The 20,471-nt window shown below is 68.2% G+C and carries 19 protein-coding genes; 7 read left to right on the forward strand and 12 right to left on the reverse strand.

The window, feature by feature from the left end; all coding sequences use genetic code 11:
* Positions 1–3: 3 nt before the first annotated feature.
* From KF889_03780 to KF889_03805, 6 genes are all read right to left on the reverse strand, one after another.
* Positions 4–945 carry an ABC transporter permease gene (locus KF889_03780; GenBank protein MBX3498539.1) on the reverse strand — a complete coding sequence of 314 codons (942 nt, stop codon included), beginning with the start codon at positions 943–945 and terminating at the stop codon, positions 4–6.
* A 148-nt stretch (positions 946–1,093) separates the two neighbouring features.
* The gene (locus KF889_03785; GenBank protein MBX3498540.1) at positions 1,094–2,611 is read right to left on the reverse strand and encodes an ABC transporter substrate-binding protein; all 1,518 of its coding nucleotides are present in this window, start codon (positions 2,609–2,611) and stop codon (positions 1,094–1,096) included.
* Positions 2,612–2,699: 88 nt separating this feature from the next.
* A complete protein-coding gene (locus KF889_03790; protein ID MBX3498541.1) occupies positions 2,700–3,764 on the reverse strand; it encodes a dipeptide ABC transporter ATP-binding protein in 1,065 nt (354 codons plus the stop codon).
* Positions 3,765–3,912: 148 nt separating this feature from the next.
* A complete protein-coding gene (locus KF889_03795) occupies positions 3,913–4,902 on the reverse strand; it encodes an ABC transporter ATP-binding protein (GenBank protein ID MBX3498542.1) in 990 nt (329 codons plus the stop codon).
* Positions 4,899–5,606 (reverse strand): DUF1028 domain-containing protein, encoded by a 708-nt coding sequence (locus tag KF889_03800; protein MBX3498543.1) that lies wholly within the window; start codon positions 5,604–5,606, stop codon positions 4,899–4,901. The genes KF889_03795 and KF889_03800 overlap by 4 nt, the downstream gene beginning before the upstream one ends.
* A gap of 151 nt (positions 5,607–5,757) precedes the next feature.
* A complete protein-coding gene (locus KF889_03805) occupies positions 5,758–7,563 on the reverse strand; it encodes a gamma-glutamyltransferase family protein (GenBank protein ID MBX3498544.1) in 1,806 nt (601 codons plus the stop codon).
* A gap of 390 nt (positions 7,564–7,953) precedes the next feature.
* On the opposite strand from KF889_03805, the gene KF889_03810 reads away from it, so the two are divergent.
* A complete protein-coding gene (locus KF889_03810) occupies positions 7,954–8,640 on the forward strand; it encodes a hypothetical protein (GenBank protein ID MBX3498545.1) in 687 nt (228 codons plus the stop codon).
* Between the two features lie 223 nt (positions 8,641–8,863).
* Here KF889_03810 and KF889_03815 read toward each other — a convergent pair whose 3' ends face one another.
* A complete protein-coding gene (locus KF889_03815) occupies positions 8,864–9,661 on the reverse strand; it encodes an NAD(P)-dependent oxidoreductase (GenBank protein ID MBX3498546.1) in 798 nt (265 codons plus the stop codon).
* Between the two features lie 80 nt (positions 9,662–9,741).
* On the opposite strand from KF889_03815, the gene KF889_03820 reads away from it, so the two are divergent.
* Both KF889_03820 and KF889_03825 read left to right on the forward strand, forming a co-directional pair.
* The gene (locus KF889_03820; protein MBX3498547.1) at positions 9,742–10,827 is read left to right on the forward strand and encodes a P1 family peptidase; all 1,086 of its coding nucleotides are present in this window, start codon (positions 9,742–9,744) and stop codon (positions 10,825–10,827) included.
* A 132-nt stretch (positions 10,828–10,959) separates the two neighbouring features.
* A complete protein-coding gene (locus KF889_03825) occupies positions 10,960–12,075 on the forward strand; it encodes a trypsin-like peptidase domain-containing protein (protein MBX3498548.1) in 1,116 nt (371 codons plus the stop codon).
* Between the two features lie 4 nt (positions 12,076–12,079).
* Here the strand turns inward: KF889_03825 and KF889_03830 are convergent, their stop codons facing one another.
* From KF889_03830 to KF889_03845, 4 genes are all read right to left on the reverse strand, one after another.
* Positions 12,080–12,592, reverse strand: coding sequence for a hypothetical protein (locus tag KF889_03830; protein MBX3498549.1), 513 nt, complete (start codon positions 12,590–12,592; stop codon positions 12,080–12,082).
* A 17-nt stretch (positions 12,593–12,609) separates the two neighbouring features.
* Entirely contained in the window at positions 12,610–13,320 is a 711-nt protein-coding gene (locus KF889_03835; GenBank protein ID MBX3498550.1) for a hypothetical protein, read from the reverse strand.
* Between the two features lie 10 nt (positions 13,321–13,330).
* A complete protein-coding gene (locus tag KF889_03840; GenBank protein ID MBX3498551.1) occupies positions 13,331–14,911 on the reverse strand; it encodes an SUMF1/EgtB/PvdO family nonheme iron enzyme in 1,581 nt (526 codons plus the stop codon).
* A 111-nt stretch (positions 14,912–15,022) separates the two neighbouring features.
* Positions 15,023–15,985 (reverse strand): glycerophosphodiester phosphodiesterase, encoded by a 963-nt coding sequence (locus KF889_03845; GenBank protein MBX3498552.1) that lies wholly within the window; start codon positions 15,983–15,985, stop codon positions 15,023–15,025.
* Positions 15,986–16,032: 47 nt separating this feature from the next.
* Between KF889_03845 and KF889_03850 the strand changes: the two genes are divergently transcribed.
* The 4 genes from KF889_03850 to KF889_03865 all read left to right on the forward strand — a co-directional run bounded on the left by KF889_03850 (position 16,033) and on the right by KF889_03865 (position 19,019).
* On the forward strand, positions 16,033–16,500 hold the full coding sequence (locus tag KF889_03850) for a nuclear transport factor 2 family protein (protein MBX3498553.1): 468 nt from the start codon (positions 16,033–16,035) through the stop codon (positions 16,498–16,500).
* Positions 16,501–16,602: 102 nt separating this feature from the next.
* Positions 16,603–17,307, forward strand: coding sequence for a type 1 glutamine amidotransferase (locus KF889_03855; GenBank protein ID MBX3498554.1), 705 nt, complete (start codon positions 16,603–16,605; stop codon positions 17,305–17,307).
* A 181-nt stretch (positions 17,308–17,488) separates the two neighbouring features.
* Positions 17,489–18,088 carry a hypothetical protein gene (locus KF889_03860; GenBank protein MBX3498555.1) on the forward strand — a complete coding sequence of 200 codons (600 nt, stop codon included), beginning with the start codon at positions 17,489–17,491 and terminating at the stop codon, positions 18,086–18,088.
* A complete protein-coding gene (locus tag KF889_03865; GenBank protein ID MBX3498556.1) occupies positions 18,081–19,019 on the forward strand; it encodes a hypothetical protein in 939 nt (312 codons plus the stop codon). Before KF889_03860 ends, KF889_03865 begins: the two co-directional genes overlap by 8 nt.
* Positions 19,020–19,065: 46 nt before the next feature.
* On the opposite strand, the gene KF889_03870 is transcribed toward KF889_03865, so the two are convergent.
* Complete coding sequence (locus tag KF889_03870; protein MBX3498557.1) at positions 19,066–20,409, reverse strand: arylsulfatase; 1,344 nt, start codon at positions 20,407–20,409, stop codon at positions 19,066–19,068.
* Positions 20,410–20,471 lie beyond the last annotated feature (62 nt).

Genomic DNA, 20,471 nt, shown 5'->3' on the forward strand with positions numbered 1-20,471 from the left:
GCCCTAGCCCCTCAGCCGCGGGTTGGCCAGCACGTAGGCGATGTCGGCCAGCAGGTTGAGCGCGATGTAGGTGGTGGCGGTGACCAGCACGACGCCCTGCACCACGGCGTAGTCGCGGTTGAACACGGCGTCGACAATCAGCTTGCCGAAGCCGGGGATGGTGAAGATCTGCTCGGTCAGCACCGCACCCGACAGCAAGGTGCCGAGCTCGAGCGCGCCGAGCGTGATGATCGGCGTCAGCGCGTTGCGCATGGCGTGCTTGATCACCACGACGCGCTCGACCAGGCCCTTGGCCCGCGCGGTGCGCACGTAGTCGCTGGTCAGCACCTGCAGCATGGCGCCGCGGGTGTGGCGCATCAGGATAGCGGCGATGGCGTTGCCCAGCACGAAGGCGGGCATGATCGTGGTGGCGAGGCTTTGTCGCCAGTCCTCGGCAAGACTGACGTAGCCCGAGGCCGGCAGCCAGCCGAGCTGCACCGAGAACAGGAAGATCAGCAGGATGCCGAGCCAGAAATTCGGCGTGCTGATGCCCCACAGCGCGAAGATGTTGGCGGCGTAGTCGAGCCAGGTGTCCTTCTTCACCGCCGAGATCACGCCGGCACCGATGCCGATGGTGAGCGCGATGACGATGGCCATCGCGGCGAGCTGCAAGGTGACCGGCAGCTTCTCCAGCACCAGTTCGGCGACCGGCTTCTTGATGCGCATCGACTCGCCGAGGTCGCCGGCCAGCACGCCCTTGATCCAGTAGAAGTACTGCACGGGGATCGGCTGATCGAGACGGTACTGCTTGCGGATCTGGTCGAGCACCTCGGGATCGCGTTCCTCGCCGGCCATGATCAGCGCCGGATCGCCCGGCAGCAATTGCTGCAGCCCGAAGATGATCACCGACACGAAGAACAGCGTCGGGATCAGCTGCAGCAGCCGGTGGCCGAGGAAGCTCAGCATGGCGTCCCTCCCTTCCCCCGGAGGGGGAAGGTGGCGCGCACAGCGCGACGGAAGGGGGATGCTTCAACGACTCCCGCGTTCGTCTTCGACATCCCCCTTCCGCCCTTCGGGCACCTTCCCCCTCCGGAGGAAGGTAGAAAGAAAATCCTCACTTCAGCTTCAGCCCCACCACGCGCACCAGGCCGTCGGGCATCTGGGTGAAGCCTTCCAGCCGCTCCTGGTGCGCGATCAGCACGCGGCGGTGATAGAGATAGGTCACGTGGCCTTCGTTGTTGCCGATCATGCGCTGGGCGATGTTCTCGTAGATCTTCTTGCGTTCGGCCGCATCGCCGATCTCGCGCGCGCGGTTGAGGTCGGCATCGGTCTTGGGATCGCAGTACTTGGAGTTGTTCTGCGGCGCGTTGCAGTAGGCGAAGACGTAGATGTTGCCGTCGGGATCGGTGCGGCCCGACCAGCCGATCAGGAAGGCCTGGAACTGGCCCTGCTCGGCCTGCTTGAGCGAGGTCGCGAACTCGGTGACGCGGATCTTCATGTCGAAGCCGACCTCGGCGACCATCGACTGGATCAGCTCGGCGACCTGCCGCGCCTCGGGGTTGTTGGGCACCATGAAGTCGATGGTGATCTTGTCGGTGACGCCGGCTTCCTTGAGCAGCGCCTTGGCCCGGGCGACGTCGCGCTTCGGGATCGGCACGCTCTGCTGGTAGTAGGGATGCTGCGGATTGACCCACTGGTTGCCCGGCACGAACTCGCCGTTGAAGGCGACCTGGTTGATCGCGTCGCGATCGAGCGCCAGCTCGAAGGCCTTGCGCACCTTCGGGTCCTTGGCCAGCGGCGTGCTCGCGGCCGGCCCGTTGTTGAGGTTGATGCTGACGCCGAGATAGCCGATCTCGACGGCGGTCACGAGCTTGACCTTGGGGATCGCGCGGATGGTCTTGATGTCGGTGGCCAGCGGCCGCTCGATCAGCTCCAGCGCGCCGGAGCGCAGGTTGGCCAGGCGCACCGTGCTGTCGACGATCGGCAGGTAGACGATCCTGTCGATGTGCACATTGTCCTTGTTCCAGTAGCGATCGAACTTCTCGACGACGATGCGGTCCTGCTGCACGCGCTCGACGAACCTGTACGGCCCGGCGCAGACCGGCTTGTTGCCGAACTTGTCGCCGGCCTCCTTGGCTGCCTTGGGCGAGACCATCATGCCGGCGCGGTCGGTGAGCTGGGCGATCAGCGGCGAGAACGGCGCCTTGAGATTGAGCTTGATGGTCAGCGGATCGACCACCTCGATGCTCGCCACCTGGGAGAGCTCAGGCCGGCGGAACGAGCCCTGCATGGTCATGTGCCGCTCGAGGCTGTACTTCGCCGCCTCGGCGTCGAACTTCTCGCCGTCGTGGAACACCACGTTGGGACGCAGCTTGATGATGACGGTCTTGCCGTCGGCCGAGGTCTCGTGGCTCAGCGCCAGCTGCGGCACCGGCTTGAGGCCGGCGTCGATGTCGAAGAGCTTGTCGCAGATCGACGCGAAGACGATGCGCCCGACATAGGTTCGCGCCAGGGTCGGGTCGAGGACGTCGGGATCCTCGGCCAGGCCGATACGCAGGGTCGTCTGCGCCTGGGCGGCGCCGGCGATGCCCAGCGCCAACGCCGCGATGGCAATCGTGTTGCGAAGTCTCATGACACCCCTCCCTCTCGTTTCGTCGATGTGGCGGGCGGCGCGATGATGCGCCCGATCGGCCGCGTCCCGCCACGCAAGAAACACGCCGTCACACCACTTCTTCCGTGCGCCGCGCGAAGGCGGCCTGCAGCTTCTCCAGCGCCGGATTGGGCGCCAGCTCCCGGGGCAGCGCCTCGCCGGCCGGCGGCAATTGCCGCCACAGATGGCAGGCCACGCCGTGGCCGTCGCGAAGGTCGAGCGGCGGCCGCTCGACGCGGCAGCGGTCGACCGCATAGGGGCAGCGCGTATGCAGGTGGCAGCCCGGCGGCGGCGCGATCGGGCTGGGCACGTCGCCCTGCAGGATGCGCCGCTCCTGGCGCGCGCCGGGCGCCGGCACGGGGATCGCCGACAAGAGCGCGCGGGTATAGGGATGGCGCGGCTCGGTGAAGACCTGCCCGGCATCGCCCGTCTCGACGATGCGGCCGAGATACATCACGGCGACGCGCGTGGCGATATGCTTCACCACGGCGAGATCGTGCGAGATGAAGAGATAGGCCAGCCCGAGCCGCGTCTGCAGGTCGCGCAGCAGGTTCAGCACCTGGGCGCGGATCGACACGTCGAGCGCCGAGACCGGCTCGTCGCAGACGATCAGCCTGGGCTCGACGGCGAGCGCGCGGGCGATGGCGATGCGCTGGCGCTGGCCGCCGGAGAACTCGTGCGGATAGCGGCGGTGATGGTCGGGGCGCAGGCCCACGGTCGCCAGCAGCTCGGCGACGCGCCGGCGCCGCTGATCGGGCGGCACGACGTTGTGCAGCAGCAGCGGCTCGCCGAGGATCTCGCCCACCGTCATGCGCGGGTTGAGCGAGGCGTAGGGGTCCTGGAAGATCAGCTGCACGTCGCGGCGCAGGCGGCGCGCGCCGGCGTTGCCGGTCGACAGCACGTCCTGCCCGTCGAAGCGGATCGACCCGCCGCTGGGTTCGATCAGGCGCAGCAGCAGGCGGCCGACGGTGGACTTGCCGCAGCCCGACTCGCCGACCAGCGCCAGGGTCTCGCCGGCGGCGAGATCGAACGACACGCCATCGACGGCCTTCACGGTCGCCGTCGGCCGGCCGATCACATCGCGCCGCGCGACGAAGCGCTTTGACAGATCCGCGACCTGGAGGAGGGGAGTCATGACACACTCCCTTCCCCCGGAGGGGGAAGGTGGCGCGCAGCGCCGGAAGGGGGATGTCGAAGACGAACGCAGGAGTCCGTCTTCGACATCCCCCTTCCGCCCTTCGGGCACCTTCCCCCTCCGGGGGAAGGAATGTGGACGGCGTCCCTCATCCCACCAGCCGCTCCAGCGGCGCGCGGCGGCAGCGGGTGAGATGGTCCTCGCCGACCGACAGCGTCGGCATCTCGCCCTCGCGGCAGGCCGGCTCGACGAAGGGGCAGCGCGCGGCGAAGCGGCAGCCCGGCGGCGGCGCGGTCATGTCGGGGACGGCGCCGTCGATCGCCGCCAGCCGCTCGCGCTTCTGGTCGAGCCGCGGCAGCGAGCCCAGCAGACCCACGGTGTAGGGATGCTGCGGCCGGCTGAACAGCACCTCGACCGGCGCGCGCTCGACGATCTGGCCGGCGTACATCACGGCGACCTCGTCGACCAGCTCGGCGACGACGCCCAGATCGTGCGTGATCAGGATGATCGAGGCCTCGCCCTCGGCGCGCAGGTCGCGCAGGAGATCCAGAATCTGCGCCTGGATGGTGACGTCGAGCGCCGTCGTGGGTTCGTCTGCAATGAGCAGGCGCGGATCGCAGGCCAGCGCCATGGCGATCATGGCGCGCTGGCGCATGCCGCCGGAAAGCTTGTGCGGATACTCGTCGACGCGCTGCTCGGGCGAGGGGATGCGCACGCGGCGCAGCATCTCGATCGCCCGCGCGCGCGCCTCGCGCTTCGACGCGCCGCGATGGCGCATCACCGCCTCGCCGATCTGGTCGCCGATCGTGTAGCTCGGGTTGAGCGACGTCATCGGCTCCTGGAAGATCATTGCCATGCGATCGCCGCGCAGGTCGCGCAGCTTGGTCTCCGGCGCGCGCAGCAGCTCCTCGCCGTCGAAGCGCACCGAGCCGCCGATGCGTGCCGTCTCCCGGGGCAGCAGCCCCATGATGGCGAGCGACGTGACGCTCTTGCCGCAGCCGGATTCGCCGACGATACCGAGCGTGCGGCCGCGCTGCAGGCTGAAGCCGATGCCGTCGACGGCCAGCGTGTCGCGGCGGTTGTCGCCGGCAAAGCTCACCCGCAGATCGGCGACTTCCAGGATCGGCGCGGCCATCAGCGCTCCGACTGTGCCTTGGCAACCGCCGCGTTGATCACGTCGCGGTCGAACACGCCGGCGGGCTTCTCGCGCGACGGCATGAACTGGCGGAAGATCGTCCAGTGCTCGCGGCTGACCGCCTCCAGGCGCGTCAGCTCGGCCAGCGGTTCGGTGTGATCGTCGACCCGCAGGTCGAGATCGGAGTAGTCCTGCGCGCCGTGGATCAGCAGCGCCGCCGATTGCTTGCCGCGCTTGTCGCCGCCCGCCGACTCGCCGGCTTTCATCGCCGTGATCAGCCGCTGCGGGAAGGGCAGGGAGGCATTGGCCTCAAAGGCGCGTGCCGTGTCCTCGATCACGGCGGCACCGGCCAGCATGTTGCCGGCGACGCTGAAGCCGTCGCGGATCAGGTGGCCGCACCAATCGACGCACTCCGAGCCGGTATGCGCAGCGCTGCGGCCGGCAGCGTCCATCAGATGGACTTGTCGCGACTCGCGGCCGTCATCGTCCTTGGTAAGCAGCGTGATCACTTCAGCCGCCGGCAAACCCTCGCCGAGCAGCCGGATGCCACGCGTGCCGTAGAACGGATTGACCAGCGCCTGCGTCGCCACCGCGCCGACTCCCGTCGCGATATGCGGCACGCGCGCGCCGACGGCGAAGAATTTTGTGGCGACCACGATGCCCAGCGCGCCTGTCGAGGGATCGCGCGCGACGATCGACCAGGTCATGTTGCGTTTACCTTCCCCCGGAGGGGGAAGGTGGCGCGCGTAGCGCGACGGATGGGGGATGCCTCAACACACGCGGTGTCCGTCTTCGACATCCCCCATCCGCCCTGCGGGCACCTTCCCCCTCCGGGGGAAGGTACTGAAATGACGCCCCTCATCGTCCCGCCGCGTAGCCCTGCATGCCGCGCGGGTTGGCGGCGGCCTTGCGGCGGACGCCCTCCCGTGACGCAGCCGTGAGGCGGCCTTCCGACCAGTCGTCGCCGATTTCGACGAGATGGCCGCGTCTCTCCAGCTCCTTCACCGTGTCCTTCGGCACGCGGCCCTCGAGCACCAGCACGCCCGGCCGCGCGGTGCGCGGGAAGAACGAGATCGGGAAGTGCTCGCTGTGCCAGGCCGGCGCGTCGATCGCCTCCTGCAGGTTCATGCCGCAGTGGACATGGCGCAGGAAGAACTGGGCGATCCACTGGTCCTGCTGGTCGCCGCCGGGCGAGCCCCAGGCGAGGTAGGGCTCGCCGTCGCGCAGCGCCATGGTCGGCGTCAAGGTAGTGCGCGGCCGCTTGCCGGGCGCGAGCGTGCCGGGCTTGCCCTCGTCGAGCCAGAACATCTGCGCGCGCGTGCCCAGCGGGAAGCCGAGCTCGGGGATCACCGGCGAGCTCTGCAGCCAGCCGCCGCTGGGCGTCGAGGTCACCATGTTGCCGTCGCGGTCGATGATGTCGAAATGCACCGTGTCGCCGCGCGCCTCGCCGAGGCGGCCGACCGTCGGCTCGCCGGCGCCGCTCGCCGCCACGGCGCTGCGCGAGGCGTCGGCCTTGCGGAAGGTGACGACGCCGCCGAAGCCCTCGACCTCGCCGGGGCGCAGATCCATCGACGCCTGGGCGGTGATCAGCTTGCGGCGCTCGGCGTTGTAGGCGTCCGACAGCAGGGTCTGCATCGGCACGTCGACGAAATCGGGATCGCCGTAGAACTTCTCGCGATCGGCGAAGGCGAGCTTCGCGGCCTCGACCTGCAGGTGGATGAACTCCGCGCTGGTCGGGTCCATGCCGTCGAGCTGATAGCCCTTCAGCAGCGCCAGCTGCTGCAGCATCACCGGTCCCTGGTTCCACGGGCCGGGCTTGCACACGGTGTAGCGGCCGTAGTCGTAGGTCGTCGGCGCCTCGACCGTGGGCGTCCACCTCGCCATGTCGTCGGCGTTCAGCACGCCCTTGTGCGCGCGGCCGCTGGTGTCCATCACGTCCTGCGTGCGGCAGAATTTGTCGATCGCCTCGGCGACGAAGCCATGCGACCAGGCGCGCGCGGCGGCCTCGATCTGCTTCACGCGATCGCCGCCGGCGGCCTCGGCTTCCTTGAGGATGCGCGTGTAGGTCTCGGCCATCGCCACGTTGCGGAAGATCGTGCCCGGCGCCGGCACGCTGCCATTCGGCAGATAGAGCGCCGCCGAGGACTTCCAGTGCTGCGCGAACTGGTCCTTCACCGTGTTGATGGTGGCCGAGACGCGCTCGACGATGGCGTGGCCGTCGCGCGCATAGGCGATCGCCGCCTCCAGCACGTCGCGCGGCGTCATCGTGCCGTAGTCGCGCAGCAGCAGCATCCAGGTGCCGAAGGTGCCGGGCACGCAGGCCGCCAGCAGGCCGGTGCCGGGCACCATGTCGAGGCCCAGGCCGCGGTAATGCGCGATGGTGGCGCCCGCCGGCGCCGGACCCTGGCCGCAGATCACCTCGGTGCGCCCCTTGCGCACGTCATGCACGATCACCGGCACGTCGCCGCCCGGACCGTTGAGGTGCGGCTCGACCACCTGCAGGGTGAACGCGGTGGCGCAGGCGGCGTCGAAGGCGTTGCCGCCGCGCTCGAGGATGCCCATGCCGACGGCGGTGGCGATCCAGTGCGTCGAGGCGACGACGCCGAACGTGCCCTCGATCTCCGGCCGCGTGGTGAAGCGGTTCGGGTTGATGCGGCTGACCATTGGTGACTCCTGCCCCTGCCGGGTAGCAGCAACCATGCCACGCCGGCCGGGCAGGCACCATTGCCCGCCACGCATCAGTGTGATGACGCTGGATGGCCAGGGAATCCATCGCCGAAGCAAGATGCGAGGCCCCTGTCATCCCGAGCGCAGCGAGGGATCCAGGCTCAGACGCATAGATCCCTCGCTGCGCTCGGGATGACAATGGTGACTCAACTCGGCCGGACATCGCTCCAGCATTCACGCCAGACCGCGCGCTGACACTCCTAGGGGCGGAAATAACGCCGATGGCCGTAGGCATATCCGGCGCTCGCCGACAATCGTAGGGGTGGAAATAGGTTCTGCCGCCACGCAGGCGCACAATGCCCCCAGCGTTCACCTCTGGAGCTTCCCATGTCTCGCGCCCGCCTGATCTCGCCCGAATTCTGGACCTCGGAGGCGGTCGTCGACTGCGCCCCGATGACCCGCCTGCTGCTGCTCGGGCTGAGCAATTTCGCCGACGATTTCGGCGTGCTGGCGCTGCGGCCGCGCACGCTCCGCCTGCAGGTGTTTCCCGGCGACGCGCTCGACGACGATGCCGTGCGCGCCATGATCGAGGAGCTGGCGGCGCGCGGCCTGGTGCGCCGCTACGCGGTCGGCGACGTCGAGTACCTGTCGATCGTCGACTGGGAGATCACCCAGCGCATCGGCAAGCGCGCGCGGCGCCGCCATCCTGCATTCCCGTCTCCCCGCGAAGGCGGTGGGGAGATGCCAGGCGACGGCGCGGCGGATGAGGGGCTTCCTGCCTCACCGCCCATAGCGAACGATAGCAAACCATCGCAAGGCCCCTCGTCCGCCGACGACGCGGCCTGGCACAAAGCCGTCGAGGGGACGCTGCGGCGCTCCTGGGGTGCCGACGTGCCCGCCGACGTCGCGCTTCATGCCGCACGCTGGCGCGCCCAGGGCCACGACCTCGCGCGCGACGTGCTGCCGGCAGTCATCCGGGTCGTGCGCGCCGCCGCCGAGTGCAACCGGCCGCTCCGCCTGGAGCTGGTGGACCGCGCCATGGCCCGGCAGGCGGCGCCGGCGCATGCCGCGTAGCCCATCGCAGACCATAGCAATCGGCCGACGCCGCCCGTGCTCTTGCCTTCTGCTCCCTCTCCCCGCTTGCGGGGAGAGGGTTGGGGTGAGGGGCTGCGGGCAATTGGCGCACTACGGCTGTGCCCAACCTGAGACGACCCCTCACCCCGACCCTCTCCCCGCAAGCGGGGAGAGGGAGGAAAACCCCCTATGCCATCGCCCTGCCCTCCAGGCGAAGGAGAAGTCACGAACGCGGCAGCTCGTCCTTGTTGTCGTAGCCGTCGGCGCAGAAGGTGCCGCCCTGGAACCAGTCGCCGATCGGATCGGGCGGCAGCCCGGCCTGTGCCGCCAGCGCCTGGTCGCGATGGTCCTCGGCGACGTGCGCCGGCTCGTAGCCCAGCTCGTAGGCGCGGCGGTTGTCCCAGAAGCTGCGCGCGTTGCTCGACACGCCGTAGAAGATCTCGCAGCGCACCTCGGGATGCTCCAGGCCGATCATGAAGAGCTGCACGAGGTCCTCGGGATGGATCCAGATCGACAGCCGGCGCAGGTCGACCGGCTTGTAGTCGACATTGCCGATGCGCAGGCTGGTGACGCGCAGGCCGTGCTTGTAGGCGTAGAGCGCGCCGATCGCCTCGCCGAAGGCCTTGCTCACGCCGTAGTAGCCGTCGGGCCGCACGGCGTGATCGGTGCCGATGCGCCGCGTGCGCGGATAGAAGCCGATGGCGTGGTTCGACGAGGCGAAGATCACGCGCTTGACCCCGTTGCGCCGCGCCGCCTCGAAGAGGTTGTGGCAGCCGATGATGTTGGCCGGCAGGATCTCGTCCCAGGGACGCTCGACCGACACGCCGCCGAGATGGATCACGCCGTCGATGCCCTTGGTGATCGTCTCGACGGCGGCGAGGTCGGTGAGATCGGCGGGCGCGAAGGCCTCGTCGTTGCGCAGATCGTCGGGCCGCCTCACGTCGCTCAGCACCATGTCGGGATAGAGCTCGCGCAGCATCGGCCGGGTCATGCGCGCCACGCCGCCGGCGGCGCCGGTCATCAACAGCTTCATGCTCTTTCCCTCCGTCGCGAACCGTGCGCCTGTATACCGGTTGATTGGCGAATTCAGAAGGTGATCGCGTGAGCAGTCAGCGCAAGCCCCGCGCACGGGAAGCCGGCGTGCCGTTCGACGGCGTGCCCGGCCCGTTCAACGCCATCACCGACGTGCCGGGCATCGCCGTCGGCCTGACCACGATCGCCGAGACATCGGTGCGCACCGGTGTCACCGCCATCGTGCCGCGCGCCGACGAGGCGGCGATGCGCCCGGTGTGGGCCGGCATCCACCGCTTCAACGGCAACGGCGAGATGACCGGCAGCCACTGGATCGAGGATGGCGGCTACGTCAACGGGCCGATCTGCATCACCAACACCCACAGCGTCGGCATCGTGCACCACGCCGCCGTGCGGTGGATGATCCGCCGCTATCCGCGCTTCGCGTCGGACCATCTCTGGGCGATGCCGGTCGTCGCCGAGACCTATGACGGCACCTTGAGCGACATCAACGGCCAGCATGTGACAGAAGCGCATGTGCTGGCCGCGCTCGACGGCGCGAAGGGCGGGCCGGTGGCCGAGGGCAACGTCGGCGGCGGCACCGGCATGATCGCCTACGAGTTCAAGGCCGGGACGGGCACGGCATCCCGCAAGGTCGAGGTCGGCGGCGTGTCGGGCACGATCGGCGTGCTGGTGCAGGCCAATCACGGCCGGCGCGACCAGTTCACCGTGCGCGGCGTGCCGGTGGGTGCGCATCTGCGCCATGACCTGCTGATGGCGCGCGAGCGCGGCTCGATCATCGGCATCATCGCCACCGACCTGCCGATCCTGCCGCACCAGCTGCGGCGGGTGGCGCGGCGCGGCGCGCTGGGCATCGGCCGCGGCGGCACCTATGGCGGCAATGGATCGGGCGACCTGTTCCTGGCGATCAGCACGGCCAACCCGATGGAGCTGCCGGGCCGGGGGCCGGCGCTGTGGCACCTGCAGGCGCTCGACGACGAGCGCTTCGACCCGGTCTACCTGGCGGTGGTCGACGCGGTCGAGGAGGCGGTGCTCAACGCCATGCTGGCGGCCGAGGACACGCCGACCTTCAAGCCGCCGGGCAAGGTGGTCCGCGCGCTCGAGGCCGCCGAGCTTCTGGAGCTGCTGGGCCGCTTCGGACGCGTCGCCGGATGACACGGACTGTCGCCTAGGTGCCGGGGATCGGCCATAATTCAGCCGTGCCGCGCGCTATGATGGCGCCTGCATTCCGGGCACGAGGCGGATAAGGCAATGGCGGAAGACAAGCCCCGCGGGAGCGGGCTGAGGGTGGCAGGCCTGGTTGCCGGCGGCATCCTGCTGCTGCTGCTGGGCCTTGGCCTCGGCTGGTACCTTTTCTATCGCCCGCTGGTCAGCGTCACCGTGCAGGCGCCGCCCGCGCCGCCGCCACCCGCGCCGCCCAAGCCGGATCCCGCCGCCGTTGCCGCACTGGAGAAGGCGCTGGAGGCGCAGAAGAAGAGCAACAAGGACATCGAGGACCAGATCGCCAGGCTGCGCGACGCGCTGGCCGGCAATGTCTGCACCATCCAGGATCCGGGCGGCCTGCTCGGCCCGGGCAGCACGCCCAAGCCGCCCGGCACGCCGCCGATGACGCCCGCCCCGCCGGGCAAGAGCGGCGACGCCAACCCCAACCCCGGCGTCACCCCGGCCGCCGCCACGCCGCCGATGCCCGCGCCGCCGCCGCCCGGTGCGCCTTCGACCGCGGCGCCGGCCAGCCGCGCCTCCGATCTGACGCCATTGCTGGAGAGCACCACCGCGCTGATCCTGACGCAGAAGTCCCTGGGCACCGGTTTCTTCGTGGCACCTGGCATCCTCGTTACCAACAGCCATGTCGTCGAAGGTCCGTGGGAAGGCGACAAGGTCATCGTCATGTCGCGCAAGATGGGCAAGCCGTATGTCGGCCAGGTCATTGCCGCGGTCGGCGGCCGGGCCGGCGGCAAGGACTTCGCGGTCGTGCGCCTGGTCGACGGCGCGGCGCCGGGTACCGGCATTCTGCCACTGGCGGCCGAGCCGGCGGCGCTCAAGGAAGTGGTGGCCGCCGGCTATCCCGGCAACACCCTCGCCAACGATCGGAATTTCCGGGCGATCCTGCAGGGCAATCTCGGCGCCGCGCCCGAGCTTGTGCTGACCCGCGGCGAGGTCAGCGCGGTGCAGAATCGCGACGGCGGGCTTCCCGCGGTGGCGCACACTGCCGCGGTCGGCGTCGGCAATTCCGGCGGGCCGCTGATCGACATGTGCGGCCGCGTTGTCGGCATCAACTCCTTCATCAGCCAGTCGATGCCGGGCGCGACCGGCGGCTTCGCGCTCGGCTCCTCGGGCACGGCGCAGTTCCTCAAGGCGAGCGGCGTCGGCTTCCAGTGGCAGGACACCGCCTGCCCCAAATGACCTGCTACGAGCGCGTGCCCGCGGCCTGGTCGATGGCGCGCTCCAGCAGCTGCTTGCGGCGCGTCAATTCCTCGATCTGGCGGCGCTTGGCGGCTTCCGCCGCGGCGTCGCGCCCGCTGTTGTCGCTGGCGGCCAGGCGCACGCTGCGCTCCAGCGCGGCGAGCTCGGCGCGCAGGTTGGCGAGCTGCGGATCGTTGCGCCGCTGGGCCTCGGCGGCGCTCAGCCGGCCGTTCAGGCGGCTGATGTCGCTGTTCAGCGCCGCCACCTGCCGCTGCAGGCTGGCGCGCTCGTAGGCGATCTGCTGGCGCTCGCGCTGGCTGGCGGACGCCTGGTCGCGCAGCTGCTGGTTGCGCGCCTGCTCGGCGGCCAGCGCGTCGCGCCGTGCCTGGGTGTCGCGCTCGTAGTTGCCGCTCACCAGCCCGCCCAGGCCGCCGAAGAAGCCGCCCTGGTTCGGGTCGGTGGTGTTGCAGGCCGCCAGCGCCAGTGCCAGTGCCGTCGTGCCGAGGAGGTTGCGCATGGTGCCCTCCGCCGCGATCAGCCGGTACGCGTGATCGAGATCGACGTGTTGAGATCGTTGAGCTGCGCCTCGAGCTGGGCGATCTGATGGCTGAGCCGGGCGATCTCCGAGTCCATCTGCGCGCCGCCCGCGCCCGGGGTCTGCTGGCGCGCCTGGATGAATTCCTGCTGCTGCCGGCGCGCCGCGTTGATGCGCTGCTGGATCGCCTGGGCATCCTGCTCGGCGATGGCGATGCGGCGGTCGAGGTCGGCGCGCGAGGCGCGGCGGTTGGTGTACTCGTTGCGCAGGCGCGCGAGGTCGGCCTTGTCGTGGGCGACCACGGTGCGGGTGTCGGCGACGTATTGCGCCAGCTGCTGGTTCTCGTTCTGCACGTCGGCGGTCATGACGCCCAGCCGCTGGTTCTCGTTGGCGTATTGCTGCTTGCGCCTGGCGACGTAGTAGCCGGTGGCGCCGCCCACCGCCGCGCCGGCGGCCGCGCCGATCGCCGCCGCGGCGCCGCGGTTGCTGCCGCCCACCGCCAGGCCGATCAGGCCGCCGAGCACCGCGCCGGCGATGGCGCCGCCGCCCACCGTGCGGTCCTGCTCGGCGCGCTGCGCGCGGATGCGGCGCTGTTCCGGGGTCAGACCGGGATCGTTGGCGCCGCCGTCGCAACCCGTCAGCAGCAGCGGCACGCAGAGCACCCCGGCCATGGCGGCGCGCAGCGAACGCGATTGCATCAATCCGGGCATCGGCCTCTCCTCAGGGCAAAGCCAGTATTTCCTTCAGCCACGCATCCGGCTGGGCGGCACCCGACTTGCGGTAGGCGGCGGCCTGCCGGGCCGCAAGCTGGGCGTAGCGGTCCAGATGGCCGACCTTGGTCTTGTCGAACTCCAGCCGCAACGTACCAAGCGTTTGGGCGATCGTGGAGTCGGCAAAATCCTGGGCGATCTGAACGATGGTGTCGGCGTAGTAGCGCACGTTGCCCTGCATCGCGGCGTTCATCTCGCGCAGCCGGCCGTCCAGCGCCGTCACGTTCATGCCGGCCGCCTTCTGGGTGTCGCGGCTCTTCTCGATGTTGCTGATGAAGGCGCGATCGGCCTTGATCTTGTCGGCGAGGAAGGCGGCCAGGCGCAACAGGCTCTTGGACGCGCGCGCCCGCATGTTGAGCTCGTCGTCGAGGCGCTGGGCGTAGGCGCGCTGCAGCGCCGTCAGCCGGGCGCGCACGTCGGGGTCGGCCGAGGCGGCGATCAGCTTCTGGATCTCGCCCAGCGGGTCGCCCTGGGCGCCGTCGCCGGGCCGCAGGGTCTCGACCTTGGGCAGCTCGGCCCAGGCCTTGCGCATCGCCTCCAGTCGCGCGGGCGAGGAGATCACCGGCGCCACCAGCGCCAGGCGGAAGCCCACCGTGGGCGAGCGGCGCGGCCCCTTGTCGTCGAACGGCGCCAGCTCGTAGCGGTAGGACGAGCGCACGTCCTCCTCCGAGGTCTGGTAGTTGCCGCCCTTGACGACGAAGCCGCCGGCCTGGCCGTGCAGGCGCGCCAGCTTGTTGAGCCGGAAGGGCTCGAGCACGATCTCGTCGACATTGCCCAGCATGTCGTGCAGGCCCAGCGGATTGGCCTTCAGCGCGCCGACCAGCTGGACCTCGCCGTTCGACGACTTGGTGCCGCGGAACCAGACATACTTCTCGACGCCGTCGGCCATCGGGAAGGTCTTGGCCTCGAACTCCGAGGGCGAGACGGCGACCCCGCCGCGCGCGGCGAACTCCCATTCGGCCTCGGTCGGCAGGCGCAGGAAGCCGGGCGCGCCGTCCTCGCGCGGCAGCTTGGCCCTGGCGTCCTTCAGCAGCCATTCGGTGTAGCGATGCGCCGCGCGCATGCCGTCGTACCAGGTCGTGCCGGTGGCCGGGCGCAGGCCGGCGCGGCTCGCCTCCTTGCACTCGCCGGCCATGGCGTCGAGCTGCAGGACGGTGGTCTCGTACTTGGCGAGGTAGTAGTAGCGCCGGCGCTTGTCGGCGCGATCGGCGAACGAGCCCTCGATGTACTCGTAGCGGCTGCCCTCGGCGAAGGCGAAGCGCTCCTCGCTGCCGCCGATCACGATCTTGCGGTCCGACAGCGTCTTCTCGTGCGGCACGTCGATGCGCCGGAAGGCCATGGCGCCGCCGCAGGGCATCGGCAGGATCAGGTCGTCGGGCGCGGGCTGCGGGTTGTAGAAGCGCTCCGGCCAAGGCGTGGGAGCCTGGGCCGCTGCCGGCAGTGCAAGCACCAGCAGCGCGCCGGCGATCGCCAGTCGCACCATCGCCCGCTTCGGATTGCGCCCCCCAACCCGGTCCCGTCCGACCGTCACCTTGGCCCTCCGCGCAACAAGGGCTTCCGGCCCCCGGTGTCCGCCATCGTCCAGTGTGGCCCGGGATTGTGATGGAATCGAGGTCCGTATCGGCGCCATTGTGTCGGCCGGTTACGGCAGCTTCAGCCCGCGTGCAGTCATCACCTGACGCAACCGGTCGGGATAGTCGGTGATGAGGCCGTCGACGCCCATGTCGATCAGCCGACCCATCTCTCCCGGATCGTTCACCGTCCAGGGCAGCACCAGAAGCCCCATCCCCTTGGCCTCCTTGACCAGTTCCGGCGTCAGGTTGCGCCAGAACATCGACCAGGTGTCGCATCCCGCCGCCTTGGCCAGCCGCGGCAGCGAGCCGCCATGGGCGGCCAGGTCGAGGCCGGCGTGCCAGGGTGAAGGCGGCGTGGCACGGCGCACCGTGTCCATGTTCGAGGTCTCGATGGTCAGGCAGGCGGTGGCGATCTCCGGCGCCAATTTCTTGGCCTCCAGCAGCGTGCGCCAGTCGAAGGACTGAATTGTTGTGCGCGCCACGACGCCCTCGGCGCGGACCGCCTCGACCACGGCGCGGGCGAAGGTCTGCGGATCGGCGGTCTCGTCCGGCCGGTCGGGCGAAAGCTTGGTCTCGATGTTGAAGCGCACCGCGTCGCGGCCCATCGCGCGGGTCAGCGCGACCAGCGCCTGCCAGGTCGGGATGCGCTCGCCGTCCGCCGCCACCTGCTGCGTCCATTGCCGCGCATAGCGGCCCTCGGGGTTCAGGCGCCCGACGTCGTAGGCGTCGAGCTCGCCGCGGCTGAGCGTGCGGATCGGCGGACCCCAGCCGGTCAGCCACTTGCCGTCGGGGCCGCGCGCCAGGTCGGGGTTCAGGCGCGGATCGTGCGCCAGCACCAGCACGCCGTCGCTTGTCAGCCCCAGATCGGTCTCGATGGTGGTGACGCCGATCTCAAGCGCCTTGCGGAAGGCCGCCAGCGTGTTCTCAGGCGCCAGGCCGCGCGCGCCGCGGTGGCCCTGCAGGTCGAAGTCCTGGGCTGCCGCCGTCGCACTGGCCAGCAGAAATGAAGCTGCGATGATGGTTCTGCGCATGGCGCGCATGGTAGCATCCCCGGCCTGACCGTAGAGGGACGAAGACGATGGACGCGACCGCGATGCTGCGGCAGTTCTGCGACGCGGTGGAGCGCAAGGACGGCGCCGGCCTGGCGGCGCTGTTCACCGAGGATGGCGTCTATCACGACGTGTTCTACGGCGCTTTCAAGGGTCGCGCGCGGATCGCCGAGCTGATCCACGACTTCTTCTACAGGACCGCCGACAGCTTCCGCTGGGACATGCACGATCCGGTGTTCGACGGCCGCACGCTCTATGCGCGCTACACCTTCAGCTACCGCTCGAAGCTGCCCGAAGCGAAGGGCGCGCGGGCGATGTTCGAGGGCGTGGCGATCATGCGCATCGAGAACGGCCTGATCGCCGAGTACCACGAGGTCGCCAACACCGCGACCGGCTTCGTCGACATGAACTTCGCGCCCGAGCGCATCGCCAAGCTCGTCGCACGCCAGGGCCGCGAGCTGAAGGCGCGGCCCGAGATGGCGCGGCATCTGGCTTAGGGCACCGACATGCTGTCATCCCGAGCGCAGCGAGGGATCCAGGGCAGACATAGATCCCTCGCTGCGCTCGGGATGACAGGAAAGGCACACTGAAGCACCACCATGCATATCGGTATCCTCGAACCGGGCGTGACGCCTGATGACCTTCTCGACGCCCACGGCACCATGCCAGAGATGGCTGAGCGCCTGTTCGGCGCGCTCGATCCGTCATTGCGCTTCAGCACCTGGCGCGTCGTCGACGGCGTCTTCCCCGAATCGGTGACCGCCACCGACGGCTGGCTGGTGATGGGCTCCAAGCACGGCGTCTACGAGGACCTGCCGTGGATGCGCACGCTCAAGGATTTCCTGCGCCGGGCGATCGCCGCCGACGTGCCGGTGGTCGGCATCTGCTTCGGCCATCAGATCCTCGCCGAGGCCATGGGTGGCAAGGTGGTGAAGTCCGAGCGCGGCTGGGGCTGCGGCGTGCACCGCTACAGCCTGAGCGACGGCGGCGAGATCGCCATCGCCGCCATGCACCAGGACCAGGTGATCGAGGTGCCGCCCGATGCCGCCGTGATCGCCACGTCGGAGTTCTGCCCGGTGGCGGGCCTCGACTACGGCGGCCGCGCGCTCTCCTTCCAGCCGCATCCGGAGTTCGACGACGCCTTCGTCCGCGATCTCGTGGCCAGCCGGCGCGCGTTCTCGATTCCGGCGCCCGTCGCCGACGTGGCGCTGGCCAGCATCGGCGGTCCGACGGACCGCGAGCGACTCGGGCGGCGGATCATCGACTTCTTCCGCGGCCGGCAGGTCGCAAGGGAGGCTGCCTAAAGGCCCTATAGAAGAGCCCAACCACTTCGCGCGCTCCGCAGGAAAAACCTTGGAAAGCGGGCTCAGTGTTGAACAGCCGAGTTCCGCGTCCACGGAACGGAGCGTATTTGTCGCCGTTTACTAACGATTGTACAATGTCTTCCGCGTGAGCGAACGAACGAAGCTCGGCCACGGGGGAGGCATGCCGGTCAGCAACATTCCTGAGTTCAACGTGCTGGGCCTCCTGCCTGCGTGGATTGGCAGCCCCACAACTTTAAAGGACCGTTCACCCTATGAGGTATCGATGTCTCAGGTCGTCGATCGGTTTGGTAAGTCACGCCAACGCCTGGAGCTTCTCGACGGTCTCGTGAAGTACCGGCAGGCGCTTTTCTCATCTGGTTTCGTGGTCGGCTACCAGTGGTTGAATGGCAGCTTTGTGGAGGATGTAGAGAAAACTCGTGGCCGTGCGCCAGGAGACATCGATATCGTCACACTGTTTCGACGCCCAATTAAGTACCAGGTGGATCCGAAAGCTTGGGCGGTGGATGTGGCACAGTTCACGACGATGCTTTCCCCTCGTGAGTGCAAGACCAGATATCACTGTGAAGCGTTTCCGATTGATCTTGATAAGCCTGCTGAGAAAATCGTTGAGGACGTTACGTACTGGTTCTCGCTGTTCTCTCATCAACGAATAACAGATGCCAGAAAGGGAATGTTGCTCGTGCGACTGGCTACTACGCCTAGTGACGGCATCAACGAAGCTCAACTAGTGCAGCAAGCGAAAGCCTCGCTAGATGGTTAAGGCCTTGGAAAAGCAGGCGCTGTCTGCTGAGCTGGCAGCTGTGGATCAGATCCTCGACTCTCGTTCGGTAGAGGATGATCCAATAGGTGTGCTCGCGTATAAGGAGCTAAAGGCAACTCTGGAGGAGCGACTTCGGGAACTTGAAGCATTCCCTGATACGCTCGCCAACGTTGCTTTGTTCTTCAGCGGATCGCCCGTGTTTGGCACGCATTCAATTGATGCTGCCTTTGCGAGTGACGCGCTAGGAAAGTATCAGGACATTGTCTCGAGACAGTTCGCGAGTCGAAGCGAAGAAGGGCTATTGGGTGATCGCGGTCGTGTTCCGCTCAAAGAGCTTTCAGCATTGCAGATCCACGGCGTCGTTCACGGGTCGTTTGGTTTCCTGCTTGAGGAGAGAGGTAGCGACCAATTGACGTTTGTCCCAACCGCGTTGAGGGAAACGCTAGACGAGGTAACACGAGCTATTGAAGCTTTCGGTATGGGAACCGACGAGCAATATGTCCAAACAATCGAGTCGATGAACAGAAGAGTTTTTGCTGCAGTAAAGGACTTCTACGAAGTGTTGCACAACGCAGGCGCTACATTGCGCATTGTGGAGGGAGATAAGGACGACACCTTTGGCCCAGAAAGTATTTCAAGAGGTTATGATCGATCTCAGAGGACAAATATCGAGGAGCGTGAAGAGAAACTAAGCGGTATCCTCTTGGGTATTCTACCAAATACGATGCAGTTCGAATTCCAGCCCGATGGTCGTGATGTGATCTCTGGCAAGACCGGCCCTAGTATAAGTCAAAGCTACCTTGAGAGAATCCACGCCGACGAGAAAGTGGTAGGATCGCGATGCGTTGCTAAGGTTCTCACGAAGACGACCGTTCGCCCGACAGGTCAGGTTACAACGAAGTACGTCTTGATAGATCTTTCAGTGCCTTGAAGGTACTCGTCGTGGCTATAGGCGCTGGAGTGCCTCTTGGAGGTAGTCAACGTGGCGGCGTGTAGGGATCGCGTGCGCCGGGCGGCACCGGCGGGTAGTCCTGCAGGCTCTTCTGGAAGTCGAGCACCATGCGGCGCATGTAGGAGCTGACCCAGCTGTTGGCGGTCGCGATGTCGGTCTCTTCCTTGGGGTCCTGGATCAGGTTGAAGAGATAGGGCGACTCCAGCTTGATCGGCCCGTCGTTGACCTCGGGCTCCCAGATCAGGTGCAGCTTCCAGTCCTTCCACTTCACCGCGCGCAGTTCCTGCTTGATGTAGAAGACGAAGCCCTCGCGGTTGGAGTGCGTTTGCTTGCCGCTGAAAAAGTCGAGCTGGTCGATGCCGTCGATCACGCGGTCGGTCGGCACCTCGGCGCCGACGATGCGGGCGATGGTCGGGAACAGGTCGGCGATGTGCACGATCTCGTTGGTCACGACATCCGCCGGCACCGTGCCCGGCCAGCGCAGCACGAAGGGCACGCGCAGGCTGCCTTCCATCGCCGTGTGATACGTGCTGCGCCAGTAGCCGGCGGTGCCGCGCCAGGGCGTGCGGAACTCCGGCCCGTTGTCGGAGCCGAACAGGAAGATCGTGTCCTTGGTGACGTCCAGCCTGTCGACCGCGTCGAGGATCAGGCCGACGTTGTGGTCCATCTCGGCCAGCGAATCGGCCATCTCGCCATGGCCGGTGCGGCCGATGAAATCGGGGTGGCAGATCGTCGGGAAGTGGATCTGGGTGATCGGCACGTAGGCGAAGAACGGCTTCTTCGCCGCGACCTGCCGCTCCATGAAGGCCACGGTCTTGCCGACCAGCTCGCGATCGATGGTGCGCCGCGAGTCGAGGTCGAAGAGCTTGACGTTGCGCGAGGGCGAGCCTGAGACGCCCTCCATGATGAAGGGCAGCGGCGCCTTGGTGGAGTCGTAGCCCAGCGAGGTCGTGTACTGCGATTCGTTGCTGGTGCGCGGAATCCCGTACCATTCGTCGAAGCCGCGATCGGTCGGCAGGCGGCCTTCGATGTCGCCCAGATGCCATTTGCCGAAATGGCCGGTGGCGTAGCCGCGGGCCGACAGCAGCTGCGCCAGCGTGATCTCCCAGCGCGTCAGGCCCTGCGGCAGGCCGGCGGGCGTCGACTGGAAGGCGCCGGTGCGAATCGCCTGCCGGCCGGTCATCAGGGCGGCGCGCGTCGGCACGCAGTCGCTCTCGACGTTGAAGTTCAGAAAGCGGATGCCCTCGGCCGCCAGGGCGTCGATGCGCGGCGTCGGCGCGCCGCGCAGCATGCCGCCGCCGTAGCAGCCCAGTTCGCCCCAGCCGAGATTGTCGGCGAGGATCAGCACGATGTTGGGAAGGGATGGCACGGCCGGGCGCTCCTGATGGTCGCGGGGATGCTATACTTCCCGAAACAATCAGGGGAGGAATC

It is taken from the genome of Alphaproteobacteria bacterium (genome assembly GCA_019635875.1).
Taxonomy (GTDB): domain Bacteria; phylum Pseudomonadota; class Alphaproteobacteria; order Reyranellales; family Reyranellaceae; genus JAFAZJ01.

Coding starts and splice junctions, on each gene's coding strand:
- KF889_03805 (MBX3498544.1), bottom strand. CDS start 7,563: ATGGTCAGCCGCATCAACCCGAACCGCTTCACCACGCGGCCGGAGATC.
- KF889_03865 (MBX3498556.1), top strand. CDS start 18,081: ATGGTTAAGGCCTTGGAAAAGCAGGCGCTGTCTGCTGAGCTGGCAGCT.
- KF889_03845 (MBX3498552.1), bottom strand. CDS start 15,985: ATGCGCAGAACCATCATCGCAGCTTCATTTCTGCTGGCCAGTGCGACG.
- KF889_03830 (MBX3498549.1), bottom strand. CDS start 12,592: ATGCGCAACCTCCTCGGCACGACGGCACTGGCACTGGCGCTGGCGGCC.
- KF889_03810 (MBX3498545.1), top strand. CDS start 7,954: ATGTCTCGCGCCCGCCTGATCTCGCCCGAATTCTGGACCTCGGAGGCG.
- KF889_03780 (MBX3498539.1), bottom strand. CDS start 945: ATGCTGAGCTTCCTCGGCCACCGGCTGCTGCAGCTGATCCCGACGCTG.
- KF889_03815 (MBX3498546.1), bottom strand. CDS start 9,661: ATGACCGGCGCCGCCGGCGGCGTGGCGCGCATGACCCGGCCGATGCTG.
- KF889_03790 (MBX3498541.1), bottom strand. CDS start 3,764: ATGACTCCCCTCCTCCAGGTCGCGGATCTGTCAAAGCGCTTCGTCGCG.
- KF889_03800 (MBX3498543.1), bottom strand. CDS start 5,606: ATGACCTGGTCGATCGTCGCGCGCGATCCCTCGACAGGCGCGCTGGGC.
- KF889_03785 (MBX3498540.1), bottom strand. CDS start 2,611: ATGAGACTTCGCAACACGATTGCCATCGCGGCGTTGGCGCTGGGCATC.
- KF889_03835 (MBX3498550.1), bottom strand. CDS start 13,320: ATGCCCGGATTGATGCAATCGCGTTCGCTGCGCGCCGCCATGGCCGGG.
- KF889_03855 (MBX3498554.1), top strand. CDS start 16,603: ATGCATATCGGTATCCTCGAACCGGGCGTGACGCCTGATGACCTTCTC.
- KF889_03860 (MBX3498555.1), top strand. CDS start 17,489: ATGCCGGTCAGCAACATTCCTGAGTTCAACGTGCTGGGCCTCCTGCCT.
- KF889_03850 (MBX3498553.1), top strand. CDS start 16,033: ATGGACGCGACCGCGATGCTGCGGCAGTTCTGCGACGCGGTGGAGCGC.